The organism is Kitasatospora sp. NPDC087315 (genome assembly GCF_044744345.1).
In the GTDB taxonomy this organism is placed as follows: domain Bacteria; phylum Actinomycetota; class Actinomycetes; order Streptomycetales; family Streptomycetaceae; genus Kitasatospora.
Genome location: NZ_JBIUYD010000003.1, coordinates 370567 through 383054, shown reverse-complemented (window position 1 = coordinate 383054; position 12488 = coordinate 370567). Strand labels below are relative to the sequence as shown.

General features: G+C 69.7%; 20 protein-coding genes. 9 read left to right on the top strand and 11 right to left on the bottom strand.

All coding sequences use genetic code 11. The features are described 5' to 3' along the window. Positions 1 to 136: 136 nt before the first annotated feature. Positions 137 to 640 (bottom strand): MarR family transcriptional regulator, encoded by a 504-nt coding sequence (locus ACIO5D_RS06795; RefSeq protein ID WP_363605790.1) that lies wholly within the window; start codon positions 638 to 640, stop codon positions 137 to 139. Positions 641 to 725: 85 nt separating this feature from the next. On the opposite strand from ACIO5D_RS06795, the gene ACIO5D_RS06790 reads away from it, so the two are divergent. Together ACIO5D_RS06790 and ACIO5D_RS06785 are read left to right on the top strand one after the other, a co-directional pair. Continuing rightward, positions 726 to 1232, top strand: a complete 507-nt coding sequence (locus ACIO5D_RS06790) for a cupin domain-containing protein (RefSeq protein ID WP_063352400.1) — start codon at positions 726 to 728, stop codon at positions 1230 to 1232. Positions 1233 to 1276: 44 nt separating this feature from the next. Further along, positions 1277 to 1696: a RidA family protein gene (locus tag ACIO5D_RS06785; protein WP_400794127.1), complete on the top strand. Its 420-nt coding sequence runs from the start codon at positions 1277 to 1279 to the stop codon at positions 1694 to 1696. Positions 1697 to 1758: 62 nt separating this feature from the next. On the opposite strand, the gene ACIO5D_RS06780 is transcribed toward ACIO5D_RS06785, so the two are convergent. The 3 genes from ACIO5D_RS06780 to ACIO5D_RS06770 all read right to left on the bottom strand — a co-directional run bounded on the left by ACIO5D_RS06780 (position 1759) and on the right by ACIO5D_RS06770 (position 4314). Beyond that, complete coding sequence (locus ACIO5D_RS06780; protein ID WP_400794125.1) at positions 1759 to 2214, bottom strand: barstar family protein; 456 nt, start codon at positions 2212 to 2214, stop codon at positions 1759 to 1761. Between the two features lie 492 nt (positions 2215 to 2706). Next, on the bottom strand, positions 2707 to 3168 hold the full coding sequence (locus ACIO5D_RS06775; protein ID WP_400794123.1) for a nuclear transport factor 2 family protein: 462 nt from the start codon (positions 3166 to 3168) through the stop codon (positions 2707 to 2709). Positions 3169 to 3411: 243 nt separating this feature from the next. Continuing rightward, positions 3412 to 4314 (bottom strand): alpha/beta fold hydrolase, encoded by a 903-nt coding sequence (locus ACIO5D_RS06770; protein WP_400794121.1) that lies wholly within the window; start codon positions 4312 to 4314, stop codon positions 3412 to 3414. A 73-nt stretch (positions 4315 to 4387) separates the two neighbouring features. On the opposite strand from ACIO5D_RS06770, the gene ACIO5D_RS06765 reads away from it, so the two are divergent. Continuing rightward, complete coding sequence (locus tag ACIO5D_RS06765) at positions 4388 to 5026, top strand: TetR/AcrR family transcriptional regulator (protein ID WP_400794119.1); 639 nt, start codon at positions 4388 to 4390, stop codon at positions 5024 to 5026. Between the two features lie 109 nt (positions 5027 to 5135). Here the strand turns inward: ACIO5D_RS06765 and ACIO5D_RS06760 are convergent, their stop codons facing one another. Further along, positions 5136 to 5714 (bottom strand): TetR/AcrR family transcriptional regulator, encoded by a 579-nt coding sequence (locus tag ACIO5D_RS06760; RefSeq protein WP_400653262.1) that lies wholly within the window; start codon positions 5712 to 5714, stop codon positions 5136 to 5138. 91 nt (positions 5715 to 5805) lie between these two features. On the opposite strand from ACIO5D_RS06760, the gene ACIO5D_RS06755 reads away from it, so the two are divergent. Then, positions 5806 to 6252, top strand: a complete 447-nt coding sequence (locus tag ACIO5D_RS06755; protein WP_363605777.1) for a DUF1772 domain-containing protein — start codon at positions 5806 to 5808, stop codon at positions 6250 to 6252. Between the two features lie 388 nt (positions 6253 to 6640). Here ACIO5D_RS06755 and ACIO5D_RS06750 read toward each other — a convergent pair whose 3' ends face one another. The 5 genes from ACIO5D_RS06750 to ACIO5D_RS06730 form a co-directional block, all read right to left on the bottom strand. After that, positions 6641 to 7366 (bottom strand): dienelactone hydrolase family protein, encoded by a 726-nt coding sequence (locus ACIO5D_RS06750; protein ID WP_400794116.1) that lies wholly within the window; start codon positions 7364 to 7366, stop codon positions 6641 to 6643. 341 nt (positions 7367 to 7707) lie between these two features. Then, positions 7708 to 7887: a hypothetical protein gene (locus tag ACIO5D_RS06745; protein ID WP_400794114.1), complete on the bottom strand. Its 180-nt coding sequence runs from the start codon at positions 7885 to 7887 to the stop codon at positions 7708 to 7710. Continuing rightward, the gene (locus ACIO5D_RS06740) at positions 7884 to 8132 is read right to left on the bottom strand and encodes a hypothetical protein (RefSeq protein WP_400794112.1); all 249 of its coding nucleotides are present in this window, start codon (positions 8130 to 8132) and stop codon (positions 7884 to 7886) included. The genes ACIO5D_RS06745 and ACIO5D_RS06740 overlap by 4 nt, the downstream gene beginning before the upstream one ends. Then, positions 8120 to 8383: a hypothetical protein gene (locus tag ACIO5D_RS06735; RefSeq protein ID WP_400794110.1), complete on the bottom strand. Its 264-nt coding sequence runs from the start codon at positions 8381 to 8383 to the stop codon at positions 8120 to 8122. Before ACIO5D_RS06735 ends, ACIO5D_RS06740 begins: the two co-directional genes overlap by 13 nt. Continuing rightward, on the bottom strand, positions 8380 to 8757 hold the full coding sequence (locus ACIO5D_RS06730; RefSeq protein ID WP_363605769.1) for an ATP-binding protein: 378 nt from the start codon (positions 8755 to 8757) through the stop codon (positions 8380 to 8382). Before ACIO5D_RS06730 ends, ACIO5D_RS06735 begins: the two co-directional genes overlap by 4 nt. Positions 8758 to 9068: 311 nt before the next feature. On the opposite strand from ACIO5D_RS06730, the gene ACIO5D_RS06725 reads away from it, so the two are divergent. The 5 genes from ACIO5D_RS06725 (at position 9069) to ACIO5D_RS06705 (ending at position 11288) form a co-directional block, all read left to right on the top strand. Next, positions 9069 to 9929 (top strand): helix-turn-helix domain-containing protein, encoded by an 861-nt coding sequence (locus tag ACIO5D_RS06725; protein ID WP_400794107.1) that lies wholly within the window; start codon positions 9069 to 9071, stop codon positions 9927 to 9929. A 1-nt stretch (position 9930) separates the two neighbouring features. Further along, entirely contained in the window at positions 9931 to 10134 is a 204-nt protein-coding gene (locus tag ACIO5D_RS06720; RefSeq protein ID WP_400794105.1) for a DUF397 domain-containing protein, read from the top strand. 175 nt (positions 10135 to 10309) lie between these two features. After that, positions 10310 to 10513 carry a DUF397 domain-containing protein gene (locus ACIO5D_RS06715; protein WP_400794103.1) on the top strand — a complete coding sequence of 68 codons (204 nt, stop codon included), beginning with the start codon at positions 10310 to 10312 and terminating at the stop codon, positions 10511 to 10513. A 174-nt stretch (positions 10514 to 10687) separates the two neighbouring features. Continuing rightward, the gene (locus ACIO5D_RS06710) at positions 10688 to 10891 is read left to right on the top strand and encodes a DUF397 domain-containing protein (RefSeq protein ID WP_400794102.1); all 204 of its coding nucleotides are present in this window, start codon (positions 10688 to 10690) and stop codon (positions 10889 to 10891) included. 85 nt (positions 10892 to 10976) lie between these two features. Further along, entirely contained in the window at positions 10977 to 11288 is a 312-nt protein-coding gene (locus ACIO5D_RS06705; RefSeq protein ID WP_363605763.1) for a hypothetical protein, read from the top strand. Positions 11289 to 11344: 56 nt separating this feature from the next. Here ACIO5D_RS06705 and ACIO5D_RS06700 read toward each other — a convergent pair whose 3' ends face one another. Further along, a complete protein-coding gene (locus ACIO5D_RS06700) occupies positions 11345 to 12466 on the bottom strand; it encodes a catalase family protein (RefSeq protein ID WP_400794099.1) in 1122 nt (373 codons plus the stop codon). Between the last annotated feature and the right edge of the window lie 22 nt (positions 12467 to 12488).

Below are 12488 nucleotides of genomic sequence, written 5' to 3'. Positions count from 1 at the left end.
TCCTCGCGTACGGCGGCCGACGGCGTTCCGGGGCGGCCGGGGCGGTCGCGGGCCGGTCGCCGGGCCGGTCGCCGGGCCGGTCGCCGGGCCGGTCGCCGGGCCGGTCGCGGGCGGCCCTGGTCATCGGGCGGGGCCGTCAGGACGCCGGGCTCTCCGCGCCCTCGACGTCGGCGAGCAGTTTGCGCAGGAGCCCGTCCAGGGCGGCCCGTTCCTCGTCCGAGAGGGCGGAGAGCAGCGCGGTCTCGTTGGCCGCGTGGTCGGTGAAGGCGGCGTCCACGAGGGCGCGGCCGGCCGCGGTGAGGGCGATGCGGACGCTGCGCCGGTCCGCCGGGTCGGTGCGGCGTTCCACCAGGCCCGCCGATTCCAGCCGGTCGATCCGGCTGGTCATGCCGGCCCGCGACATCAGCAGCAGCGCGGCGAGTTCGGAGGGCATCAGTTCGTACGGGGCGCCGGAGCGGCGCAGGGTGGCGAGGACGTCGAACTCGCCGCGCTGGAGGCCGTGTTGCTTGAACACCTCTTCGACGGCCCGGCCCGCGAGCAGCGCGAAGCGGCCGAGGCGGCCGACGGTGCCGACCGCCGCCAGGTCGAGGTCCGGGCGCTCCCGGCTCCACTGGTCGAGCATGACGTCCACGTGATCCATAGGGGCATATTATTCGATGGGAGATAGTTAGACGCAGTACTATCAGCCAGGGAACTATCGGAGCGCTCACTGTGGGGAGAGGCCAATGACGTTGATCGGACCGGAAGCCGTGGTGGTGCGGGGCGACGAAGCCGAGACCGTCGGAATGCTCGGCGGCAAGGGGCGGCTGCTGGCGGACTCCAGCGCCACCGGCGGCGCCCTGAGCACCCTGCGCGTCACGCTGGGGCGCGGAAAGGACGGCGCCACTCCGCACTACCACGGGGGTTCCTCGGAGCTGTTCTTCGTCGTCGACGGCTCGGCCCAGGTGCTGGTCGGGAACGAGGTGGTCACCGCCCGGAGCGGCGACCTCGTGGTGGTGCCGCCCCATCTGCCGCACGCCTTCGCGGCGGCGCCGGACTCCGGGGCGGACCTGCTGATCGTGATCACCCCCGGGGTGGAGCGCTTCGACTACTTCCGCCTGCTGGAGCGCATCCGCGCGGGCGAGGCGACGGTCGAGGAGCTGCTCGCCAAGCAGGACCTCTTCGACAACCACTTCCTGGAGTCGCCGAGTTGGCGCGACGCCCGGGAGGAAGCCGCCCGGTCCGAGCCGTAGACCGCCCGGCACCGGGCCCGGCCCGACAACAGGGGAGGAACCCCGTGACCGACACCCGCACCATCACCAACCCGCCCGGCCTGCACGACCCGACGCCGTTCGGCTACAGCCACGCCGCCTCCGCGCCCGGCGAACCGGTGTTCATCGGCGGCCAGTACGCCTCCGACGCCACCGGCCAGGTCGTGCCCGGCGACTTCGCCGCCCAGGTGGAGCTCGCCCTCGCCAACCTGCGCACCGCGCTCGCCGGGGTCGGCCTCGGCTTCGAGCACGTCGTCCGGCTCGGCTCGTACATCGTCGACCACGACCTGGAGAAGCTGGCCGTCCTCGGCAGGGCCCTGGCCGGGGCCTGGGGCGACCGGCTGCCCGCGCAGACGCTCAGCGGGGTCGCCTCGCTCGCCCTGCCGGGGATGCTCTTCGAGATCGACGCGGTCGCGGTCCGGCCTGCGGCAGGGGCCGCGGGCTGACCCGCCCGCGCGAAGGGGTCCCACCGGTCGCGTACCGCCGGAGGTCAGCCCGCGCAGAGCGCTCACATGGCCCGGGTCGCCGCGCGCAGCCGTCGTTCCACGGCGTCGGGATCGTCGCTGAGGAACAGCACCCGCAGGGACGGGCCCTCGTCGGTGGCGGCCGTGTCGAGGACCTGGAGCAGGATCGTCAGCTCGCGGACCGGCTCGTCGACGAGGACGGCCTCGGCGCCGCTCACCAGGATCAGCAGCCCGGCCGGGTCCGACTGCCGGGGCGGGTAGCGGATGTCGGCGAGGCATTCCTCGAAGGCGTCCCAGTTGTGGCCGAAGTAGGCCGGGAACGACAGGGCTTTGGCCCACTCGTAGAACACCTCCCGCCTGGTCCGGCAGAGTTCGCCGCGGACTCGGTAGGGGTGGACGATGCCGCCGGTGCACGGGTTCGCCAGACCGGCCCAGGCCCGGCCCGGCAGGAGGTCCCACCGGGCGGCCGCGAGCAGGTCCAGCGGGGTCGGGTCGGTCATGCGGTGGCGCCGGTACGGTCGCGGAGGGCGGTAATCGCGGTCGGCATCCACCCGCGGTCCCGCGGAAGTTGGCGTCGTGGCGGCTGGTCGGGGCGGGCGAGGGGGAACACCGGCGCCGCCGTGGCCAGCCGGCCGACCCGGGCGGGGGACGTGGTCACGGGGGTACCTGCCTTGGGGTGGAGGTGGGTTGAGGCCGAGAGAAGGAGTACCGCGCGGGGGCGAACGCCGATGGGCGACCACGCCGCGCTCAACGGGCTACCACCCGACCGGCCGATGGGCGGGGGTGTCACGGGTGTCGGCCCGCCACCCCGGGGTCCTCGCTCCCGTCGCCGGAGGCGGCCGTCCCGCCGTGGGGAACGGCAGGAACCGGGCGGCGGCCTCCGGCTGCGCGCAGCCGGAGGCCGAGTCGCGCCCCACCGGGGAACGACGGGCCCCTCGTGGGAGCGTCGGAGACCTGGCGGTTTCCAGACGAATGAGTCCGAAGTCAGGGCTTCAGCGGCGGTCGCCGAGACTGGCGACCACGGCGTCCAGTCGACCCATGGTGTGGGCCACGCCGAGCCCGTCCATGTAGTCGCGGACATGGACGATCCGGCCGTTGCGGACCCGGAGCACCAGGAGGCCGGGAACGCTGAAGGTCTGGCCGGTGGTGGCCACGGTCCCGGTGACGACCTGCTCGACGGTGATCACCTCGGGGTCGGTGCTCTCGTGCACGGCGACTTCGTGGATCTCCCTCGGCTGCACCGGGCTCGCGCCCCAGGCCGCTCGGTAGCCCGCGCGGACCTCTTCGCTCCCCTGGTAGCGCGCGGGCATGCCGGGGGACAGGAACGGGAACTCGTGGACGGCGTCGACCGCGTACAGATCGGCCAGGTCGTCCGCGGACTTGTCCAGCATCGCCCGCTGGTAGCGGGCCAGGATCTCACGAGGGCCGGGGCTGGTGGAGGTTGTGTCCGGCATGGCGGTCGGGCTCCGTTCGGTCAACGCGCGGCCGGGCTCATACGAGCGACAGGCCGGGACTTCGGGCGTACGGACGTGGCGAAGGCCTCCAAGATCCGGTTGTGACGCCCGACTTGGAGACCCTCTCGACCCCACTTTATGTGAAGGCCGGCGACGGGACCGGAGGAACTCGACGGATGGGACGACCACCCCGGCCCAGCGACTCCGAACTCATCCGCCCGGCGGCGAACCGCCCCTGCCCGGCTACTGGCTCCGTGTCTCCTGCCGGCAGGAGGCGATGAACCGCAGCAGGTGTTCATTGACCAGGTCGGGGCGGTCCAGGTTGAGTCCGTGGCCGGCCCGTTGCACGATCTCGGCCCGGACTCCCGGGATCAGCGCGGTGACCCTCTTGAGGGCCTGGCGCGGCCGGAGGAGGGCGCTGCGGCTGCCCAGCAGGACGAGGGTGGGCAGCTCGATGGAGCTCAGCTCCGCGTCGGTGAACGGCCTGGCCGCGGGGCGGGTGTTCGGCTTGTAGGTCCGCATGCCCAGCATCAGGGGGGCGATCATCTCGGGCGGTGAGCCGAGTGCGGGGTTGGCGAGCAGGCGCCCCAGCGCGGGGCGGAAGCGCCGCGGGGCGAGCATTCCGAACAGGCCCCCGATCATGTGCGCGTAGAACCGGGCGGGGACCTTCTCGATGCCGCCCGGGTCCAGCGGTGCGATCGAGGCGAGGCGCTCGGGTGCGTGGACGGCCTGGTTGAGGGCCAGCCACCCACCGTAGGACAAGCCGACCAGGTGGATCTTTTCCAGTCCGAGGCCGGCGAAGACCTCGCCGAGCCAGGCGGCGTTCTCCCTGGATCCCGTTGCGACGGCGCGCTGAACGCTGCGGCCGGGGTCGTCCAGCGTGTCGATCGCGTAGACCGGGTGGTGCTCGCCCAGGGCGGCGATCTGCGGGTACCAGTTGGACGCGTGTCCGGCGTGGCCGTGCAGCAGCACGATCGGTTCGCCGGTCCCGGGCCCGTAGTGGTGGACGTGGACGGTGCCGTAGGCGGTTTCGACATCGAGTTCCCGGCGGGGGCGCGGCCACAGTTCCATCGCCCGGTCGTATGCCTCAAGGAACTTCGTCCGGGCTTCCTCGCTGACGAAGTGGCCGACGCCTGTCCTGGTCATGATCCCTCCCGGTGCACGAAACAACAGGGCTTGATGGTATGTTTGTACCATAAAAATATTCGAAGGAGGTCCGGTGCCGAAGCTGGTGGATCACGAGGAGCGGCGAGCCCACATCATCGACGCCCTGCTCCGCACGGCGGCGGACACCGGGCTGCATGCCGTCACCATGCGGTCCGTCGCGATCGAGGCGGGTGTCTCGGTGCGGCTCGTGCAGTACTACTTCGACACCAAGGAACAACTCCTGCTCGCCGCGATGACCCGCCTGGCCGTGCGCATGGGCGAGCGGGTCCGCGACCGGGTGAGAACGGCCGGGCCCTCGCCGGCTCCGCGCGACATCGTCGAGGCGGTCCTGCTCGAAGCCGTACCGACCGACGAGGAGAGCCAGACCTTCCACCTCGTCCACACCGAGTACGCGGTGCTCTCCGTCACCGACCCCGCACTCGCCGGCCAGTCGTTCCTCGCGGCGCCCAACGAGATGGAGGACTTCCTGGCCGGCCTCCTGACCGACGCCCGACAGGCCGGCGACACCGATCCGCGGCTGGACGCCCGCCAGGAGGCCGTCGTCCTCATGGCGGCCTCGGCCGGCCTCGGCCTCAGCGTCCTGCTCGGGCAGCGGACGGCGGACGACGCGACCGCCGTCCTGCACTACCACCTCGGTCGGCTCTTCCCCGGTTCGCAGGCCTCCGACGACCGTGGCACAACAGCCATGTGAATCGAAGCGATCTGCGGCTGCGCCGCGTGGGCGCGAGTGACCAGAAGCGATGCCGTAGGCCGGCAGCCGGGCCGGAAGACCCCGGCTGCCCGCCCGTTCGGACGGTGGGTCAGACCATGGCGAGCCGGTCCACCAGCAGCTCCACCCTCCGCTCGGCGTCCGCCGGCGGCAGCCGTCCCGCCCGGGTCAGGGTGGCCAGCCCGTGCAGGGCCGCCCAGAACACCTCGGTGAACAGTGCCGGGTGGACGCCGTCCCCGGCAACCTCGCCGAGGCTTTCCAGCAGGGCGGCGAAGGCGTCCTTCAGCGGCTCCGGGGTGTCCTCGTGTGCGAACGCCAGGCCGCCGTCGAGCTGGAACATGGCGTCGTAGACCGCCGGGTTGCGCTCGGCGAAGTCGAGGTAAGTGCGGGCGAGGGCGGTGACCCGGGTGCGAGGGCCGTCCGCGGCGGAGGTCGCGGCCCGCAGCGCCGCGGCCATCTCGGCGGCACCCTCGAGGGCGACGGCGCCGATGATCTCGCGCTTGCCGCGGAAATGGCTGTAGAGGACGGGCTGGCTGTATTCGATGCGCTCGGCGAGCCGGCGGGTGGTGACCGCGTCCCAGCCCTGCTGCTCGGCGAGTTCGCGGGCCGTTGCCACGATGAGGCGTTCGCGCTCCGCCCGTTCGCGCTGCTTGCGTTCCTGTACCGACATGGCTCGATCCTAGCATCGCTAGACAAGCAAGCGGCAGCAGTACTAGCGTTGCCTCATCAGCTAGCAACACTAGATTCCAGGAGGGGTCATCATGCTCAACGCACTCGGGGTGTTCACCATCGTGGTCGTCGGCCTGATGGTGGGGGTGGAGTTCTCCGTCGCCTTCGTCATCAACCCGATCCTCAACGCACTCCCCGGTGACAGTGGCCAACTCGGCCGCGCCCACGGGGCCCGGATGCTCGGCGCCGTGATGCCGGTCTGGTACATCGGCTCGCTCGTCCTCGTCGCGGTCTGGGCCATCGCCGGATGGCACCACCACGGCACCGGCCTCGTCGTCACCGCCGCCGCGCTGCTGATCCTCAGCGTGATCATGTCGCTCCTGCTGCTCGTCCCGATCAACAACCGGGGCAAGACGTGGACCCCCGAGAACCGGCCCGAGGACTGGAAGGAGCAGACGAACCGCTGGAACCGCTTCCACTACGTCCGCGTTGCCGTCATCATCGCCGCCTTCGCCCTGCTGGCCGCCGCCCTCGTCTGAGCCCGCGGGCCAAGACCGCGCAGGTGGTGGCACTCCTCTACTCCGCGGGCGGTGGCCGACGATTCGCACGGATCCACACCGCCCGCGGAACCCAGGACCCCCTCTGCCGGAGGTTCTGCCCCTATCGAGATCGCGACTTCCGCGAAAAGCCAGGTCGTTCGAGAACCCCGGGCGACGCCTACGGAGTTGTCGAGGACGCCGACAGCGCCGACACCTTCATCCCGCCCGGCGATGAACTGGAACCACAGACGCAAGCGTGACCGAGCGCTGTCGCCTTTCGCCTTCACGGCCCGTCACGTGGGTGCCGACTACCGTGATGCAGGGCCTCGGGCTCCATGTCGCTTTCTCCGCTGTCGCGTCATGACGATGGCAGTCCTGACGCCCTGGCTCACTCCGTCACGGGCAGGCACTCGGCGAGCAGGTCGACGACGTCGCGCCAGGCCCGTTGCGCGTGCCGCGGGTGGTGGCCGACGCCGGGGAGCACGGTCTGGTCGACCGGGGGGTGGTGGAAGGCGTGCTGGGCTCCGCCGTAGACCACGAGGCGCCAGTCGACGCCCGCGGCCTGCATCTCGGCGGCGAAGGCGTCCCGTTGCCCGGCGGGCATGATCGGGTCCTCCGATCCGACCCCGGCCCACACGGGGCAACGGATGCGCGCCGCCTCGCCCGGTCGGCCCGTGGTCAGTGCGTTGACCGTCCCGATCGCCCGCAGGTCGACGCCGTCGCGCCCGAGTTCCAGCGCGATGGCGCCCCCGGTGCCGTAGCCGATGGCGGCGATCCGGTCGGGGTCGGTCCGCGGTTCGGCACGCAGCACGTCGAGTGCCGCGTGGCCGATGCCCCGCATCCGGTCGGGGTCGGCGAGCAGCGGGGTCACGTGCGCCAGCATCTCCTGCGGGTCGGTGAACCAGCGCCCGCCGTTGATGTCGAAGGCCAGTGCCACGTAGCCCAGTTCGGCGAGGGCGTCGGCCCGGCGGCGCTGGAAGTCGTTCAGGCCCGGCCCCTCGGGCCCGATCAGGACTGCGGGCCGGCGATCAGCACCGGCGGGGAGCGCGAGGTGCCCGATCATCGTCAGGCCGTCGGCCGGGTATTCGACCGTGCGTGTGGTGACTGTCGTCATGAGACCGGACTGTAGTGATGGTCGGGCCCGGTCGGGCCGGTCTTCGCCGTCGGCGGAACAGCGCGGGTGTGGGCCCGTGGGTGGGCGCGGTGGAAGGCTCTGGTTCCGGCGGAGAGCACACGGGCGAGGTCATCGTCCGCACCTCCCCGGCGAAGCGCGCCAAGTTCCTCCAGGGCGTCGAGGCCGGTGAGTTCGGCCACCACGCCGACCCGGACGCCTGGCCCGCACCACCACGAGCACCGCGTCATGAGCCGATCCACCCGGCTCCACCACGGCCGTCGGGGCCGGGCGGACGACCGGCGGGCCCCTCGTGGGGCGAGGGGCCCGCTCGACCGGGTGGATCAGACGGGTATGCCGCGGGTGGTGGCTCGGGTCGCGGGCTTGGGGTCGTCGGTGGCCGCCTCCTCGACGTCGTGGACCTTGAGGGCGGTGATGACGCCGAGGACGACGGTGAGGATGGCGAGGGCGAGGAGGACCGCGAAGGCGGTGGCGACGAGGAAGCCGGCGGTGCCGGGCCTCATCGGCGGATTCCGAGGACGCGGGTGCCGAGGTGGGCGGCGAGGCCGTGAAGGAGCTCTTCGGCCTGGTCGCGGGTGAGCGGGAAGGCGAGCTGTTCGCCGGGGCCCGCGTGGACGTCGAGGTCAACGGCCAGGCGGAGCTGGACGGTGGCGTCGGGGACGTGTTCGACGGTGAGGTAGGGGACGGTGGTGCGCTCGACGTGCACGGACTGGGTCGAGGAGGTGGCGAGGGGGATCACGACTCCCACGGGTCACCGCCCCGCCCGGCGTCGAGGAGGAGGTTCAGGAGGTTGAGGAGAGTGGTGGACGGCGCGGTGCCGAAGTTGACGAGGACCCGGCCGTCCATGGTCCGGTCCGTACTGGCGGACGGGAAGATGATGCCGAACTTGCGGCCGCGCTCGTGGACTTCGGCGATCAGGCTGGCGATCTGGGCCTCGGTGTAGACGCGGGTGCGCGGGTCGGTGGGCTTGATCGGGTGGCGGCCGCGGTTGTCGTTCACGCGGCGGCGTCCAGCTCGAACCAGACGATTTTGCCGTTCTTGCGGGGCGTGGTGCCGAAGCGGTGGGTGAGCTCGCGGACCAGGTGCAGGCCTCGGCCGGACTGCGCGTACGGGTCGGTCGGCTCGCGCGGCTCGGGCAGCACGGGGTTGTCGTCGCTGACGCAGACACGCAGGCTGCGGCCTTCGAGAAGGAGGATGACGACGGTCGGCGCGGGGCTCCCGCCGTGCTTCCACGCGTTGAAGTACAGCTCGTGGAGGGCGAGTTCGGCGTCGTAGATGGCGTCGTCCGGCCATCCGGCGAGGGACATCGCGTCACTCAGCTCCGCGCGGGCAGCGGACCAGTCGGGCGGTTCGGGCAGGTTGAAGGCACGCATGGGAGACCTCCGTGGGGGTTTGGGATGAGTGCGCGTCGGCGGGCTCGTCGCCGTGAGCCAGGCCAGGGCGTGACTGGTTGAGGCCACGTGTGGCTGCTCTGCGGTGCCTGGGCAGCAGGTACCTACTGCCCTTGAAGCAGGCATTACTGACGGCTCATCGGGTGCCGACGGAGACTGACGCTATAGCAAGAGTCCCGCATGTGAGACCTAGACGGCCAAACATCACTCTCAAGTGGGGATCAGGAGACTCTCAGTGGACCAAGACACATACCGCGCGGCACACTTGCCCCACATCACGTAAGGACGAACCAATGCCGCCACGCCGACACCCAACGCTGAGGCAACGCCGACTCGGCGCCGAGCTGCGCAAGATCCGCGAGGCTGCGGCACTCAGCGGTCCCCAGCTCGCCAGAATCCTTGACATCGATGTGAGTCAGATCAGCCAGATGGAGAACGGCAAGGCTGGCGTCAGCCGCCAACGGATCCGGGCAATCGCCGGAGCCTGCAAGTGCCTCAACGATCCACTCATTAGCACGCTGGGCAACATGACACAGGATCGAACGAAGGGCTGGTGGGAGGATTATCGCGGCCTACTCCCAAGCACCTTCCTGGAATCCGCAGAGCACGAAGACTTCGCCGTCGGGTCGATCAAGGTGTGGGTCACAACATTCCTGCCAGGGCTTCTGCAAACCAGCGATTACTCGAAGGGGATTTTCAGCCGAAGGATCCCAGACCTCACAGTTCACGAGATCGGCCTATACACCGCGTTTCGAACCCAGCGCAGGAACATCCTCATGCGGAACCCCCAGAAGAGACTGGAGGCCTACCTTCACGAGTCGTGCCTCCTTACGCGCTTCGGCGGCACCCCAGTGCTCCAACAGCAGCTGGAGTGCTTGATCGAGGACTCCCATCGGGAGAACATCAGCATTCGCGTGGTTCCGTTCAGGGCTCACACCTACCCGGGAACCATCGAGAGCCTCATCTACAGCTTCGGTGAGGTACCCGAACTGGACACGGCGGAAATGGAGTCCTCGCGAGGCCCTATCTTCTTCGATGCCCCGAACGAGCTCGAAAGTTATCGCGCCGTCTTCAAACGCATCGAGAAGGCAGCCCTCAACGAGGAGGAGTCACGCGAGCTGATCAATGAGACCGCAAAGAACCTGAAGGATTGAAATGTTTCCCAACGAATGGCAGAAGTCTTCCTTTAGTAGCTCAAGCGACAACTGCGTCGAAGTCCGGACCGTGGATGGGATCGTCGAGATCCGCGAGTCCGACACGGGCGAGATCGTCGTTCAGACCACCGCGGTGAAGTTCGCCAAGTTCCTCCAGGGCATCAAGGCCGGCGAGTTCGACCACCACGCCAACCTCAACGCCTAACCCGCGCCCGCCCTGCGGCCCCTCACTCGTCCGAGCGAGGGGCCGCTCCGCTTTGTGTATCACCCTTGATTCACTACGCACGGTGGCTCTAACGTTGCAGCGTGCTCGAGTCATCTGACTCTCCGTGCACTATGGGCGAGTCCTGCCCTACCCCACGAGACGTGAAGGGTAAAAGATGATCAATACCGGCTGGCAGAAGTCCTCGTTCAGCAGCTCGGGTGGCGAATGCATGGAGGTGCGCACCGCCGACGGCGTGGTCGAGATCCGCGAGTCCGACACGGCCGAGGTCATCGTCCGCACCTCCCCGACGAAGTTCGCCAAGTTCCTCCAGGGCGCCAAGGCCGGCGAGTTCGACCACTACGCCGACTTCAACAGCTGACCCGCGCCCGCCCTGCGGCTCCTCACTCGTCCGAGTGAGGAGCCGCTCCATTTGTGTATCACCCTTGATTCACTACGCACGGTGGCTCTAACGTTGCAGCCCGCACAGGGCGCTGGGCTCGTGTGCTCCCTTGGGTGCTTCATGCCCCGCCCCAACAACCTTGAAGGGTTAGGGATGTCCGGCATCGACTGGCAGAAATCCTCGTTCAGCGGCTCGGGCAACGACTGCGTGGAGGTCCGAACCGTCGACGGCATAGTCGAGATCCGCGAGTCCGACACGGCCGAGGTCATCGTCCGCACCTCCCCGACGAAGTTCGCCAAGTTCCTCCAGGGCATCAAGGCCGGCGAGTTCAACCACCACGCCGACCCCAACGCCTGACCCGCACAACGCCCGTGGGCTCCTCACCAGCCGGTGAGGAGCCCACGATCGACCCCATCCCTCCTCGGAAAGGCGCAGCCCCGTCATGTCCGACGCCCCACCCCTCGACATGCTGCTCGCCAACGCCCTGAGCGCCACCCACTACGCCGTCTCCACCGCCTTCACCGCCCACGCCGAACGCCACCACCTCTCCACCCAACTCCCCCCGGCCCCCGACGACTTCGACTGGCCCCAGCTCGAACACTTCATCCACCATCTCGGCTTCGAGGCGGACGAGTCCGACGCCGTCCTCTCCCTCTACCGCCTCCTCACCGCCGTCCAGCGCATCGCCTACCGCGAAGCCGCCGGCCGCAACAGCACCTGGCACCCCACCCGCCTCCACCCCCGCCCCCACTGACACAGGAAGTCGGCCCCTCCGACTTCCCACTTCGTTCAGCTCCGGTAAGGGCCGCTCTACGGCAGCACCTCGTCGGCGCTGCGCGGTTCCGTGCGCTCCTGACGATTGAGCCGGTGACGCACGATGGAGGAGCGGCGGTAGACCTCCTTGCGCGCCCGCATGATGCTGCCGAGGGGCGCGTGTGCGGCTGTCACCCGCCACGGGGTGAAGGAGAGCGCGTCCATCCTCCTGAGGTTGTCCTCGTCCGAGATGTCCTGCTGCGGGAGGCGCAGCCTGGCCACGGTGACGAACGGGGACAGCTGCTCGGGCCACTCGACGGTGACGTCCTCGACCGGCATCCGGTCCAGGCCGGTGCAGAGCTGCACCTGGATGTCGAACGCGTACGGCCGGTCCCGCAGTTCGGAGACGAGAGCCGGCCGGAAGACCTCTGCCGCCGAGGTCAGGTCGAGGGTGCGCTGGACCACGGCGGCGGCGAAGCGGGGGTCGGGGGCGATCCGCACCTTGGCGATGTGGTCACCGTGCCGGACCGCGCCCATCGTCCAGTAGGTCGACAGCAGAATGTTCACCAGGGGCCGCTGTGCCACGGTGAGGAAGGCCAGGAACTCGTCCCACGCCCAATCGTCCTGGTCCAGCGTGCCCATGCCGGTCACGAAGTCGCGGTAGAAGCGATGCCGGCCGGGCGGCCCCGCGGCGAAATAGGTGGGCGCTTCGAGGAAGAGCTCCTGGATGAACAGGTAGTGCTCCACGGTGTTGCAGAAGAAGACCGGCGCGTTGATGAGCGCGTAGTCGAAGGTGCGGGTGTCGGGCTCGTCGTCCAGGAGGGTCGGGCCGTCGACGTCGAAGATCTTGAGCGCCAGTCCGGTCGCGCGGCCGAGTCGCGCGTCGGCTCCGGTATGCGGTGAGCCGTTGGAGAAGCGCAGGAGCGCGTCGTGCCGCCCTGGTGTCGCGTAGATGCCCTGTGCGTACTCGGCGGGGACCCCGTCGAGGATCTCGACTTCTCCCCTGACGAGTCCGTACCCCTTGGCGTGGGCGTCACGCACCGCAAGGCCGGTGCCCTCGGCTGTGACCGACTCGGTGATGTACCGCTCCGTCTTCCCGATCACTGTCCGGAGCTTGTCGTCGAAGTCGGGTTCGGCGACCTCGACGTCCGGGGTGTAGGGGATGAACCGTGATGACATGAGTCGACCACTTCTCATCGGC

Bases quoted from the DNA above. Each gene is read 5' to 3' on its own strand.
- ACIO5D_RS06795 (WP_363605790.1), bottom strand. From the start codon at position 640: ATGGATCACGTGGACGTCATGCTCGACCAGTGGAGCCGGGAGCGCCCG.
- ACIO5D_RS06790 (WP_063352400.1), top strand. From the start codon at position 726: ATGACGTTGATCGGACCGGAAGCCGTGGTGGTGCGGGGCGACGAAGCC.
- ACIO5D_RS06780 (WP_400794125.1), bottom strand. From the start codon at position 2,214: ATGACCGACCCGACCCCGCTGGACCTGCTCGCGGCCGCCCGGTGGGAC.
- ACIO5D_RS06775 (WP_400794123.1), bottom strand. From the start codon at position 3,168: ATGCCGGACACAACCTCCACCAGCCCCGGCCCTCGTGAGATCCTGGCC.
- ACIO5D_RS06770 (WP_400794121.1), bottom strand. From the start codon at position 4,314: ATGACCAGGACAGGCGTCGGCCACTTCGTCAGCGAGGAAGCCCGGACG.
- ACIO5D_RS06760 (WP_400653262.1), bottom strand. From the start codon at position 5,714: ATGTCGGTACAGGAACGCAAGCAGCGCGAACGGGCGGAGCGCGAACGC.
- ACIO5D_RS06755 (WP_363605777.1), top strand. From the start codon at position 5,806: ATGCTCAACGCACTCGGGGTGTTCACCATCGTGGTCGTCGGCCTGATG.
- ACIO5D_RS06750 (WP_400794116.1), bottom strand. From the start codon at position 7,366: ATGACGACAGTCACCACACGCACGGTCGAATACCCGGCCGACGGCCTG.
- ACIO5D_RS06745 (WP_400794114.1), bottom strand. From the start codon at position 7,887: ATGAGGCCCGGCACCGCCGGCTTCCTCGTCGCCACCGCCTTCGCGGTC.
- ACIO5D_RS06730 (WP_363605769.1), bottom strand. From the start codon at position 8,757: ATGCGTGCCTTCAACCTGCCCGAACCGCCCGACTGGTCCGCTGCCCGC.
- ACIO5D_RS06725 (WP_400794107.1), top strand. From the start codon at position 9,069: ATGCCGCCACGCCGACACCCAACGCTGAGGCAACGCCGACTCGGCGCC.
- ACIO5D_RS06720 (WP_400794105.1), top strand. From the start codon at position 9,931: ATGTTTCCCAACGAATGGCAGAAGTCTTCCTTTAGTAGCTCAAGCGAC.
- ACIO5D_RS06715 (WP_400794103.1), top strand. From the start codon at position 10,310: ATGATCAATACCGGCTGGCAGAAGTCCTCGTTCAGCAGCTCGGGTGGC.
- ACIO5D_RS06710 (WP_400794102.1), top strand. From the start codon at position 10,688: ATGTCCGGCATCGACTGGCAGAAATCCTCGTTCAGCGGCTCGGGCAAC.
- ACIO5D_RS06705 (WP_363605763.1), top strand. From the start codon at position 10,977: ATGTCCGACGCCCCACCCCTCGACATGCTGCTCGCCAACGCCCTGAGC.
- ACIO5D_RS06700 (WP_400794099.1), bottom strand. From the start codon at position 12,466: ATGTCATCACGGTTCATCCCCTACACCCCGGACGTCGAGGTCGCCGAA.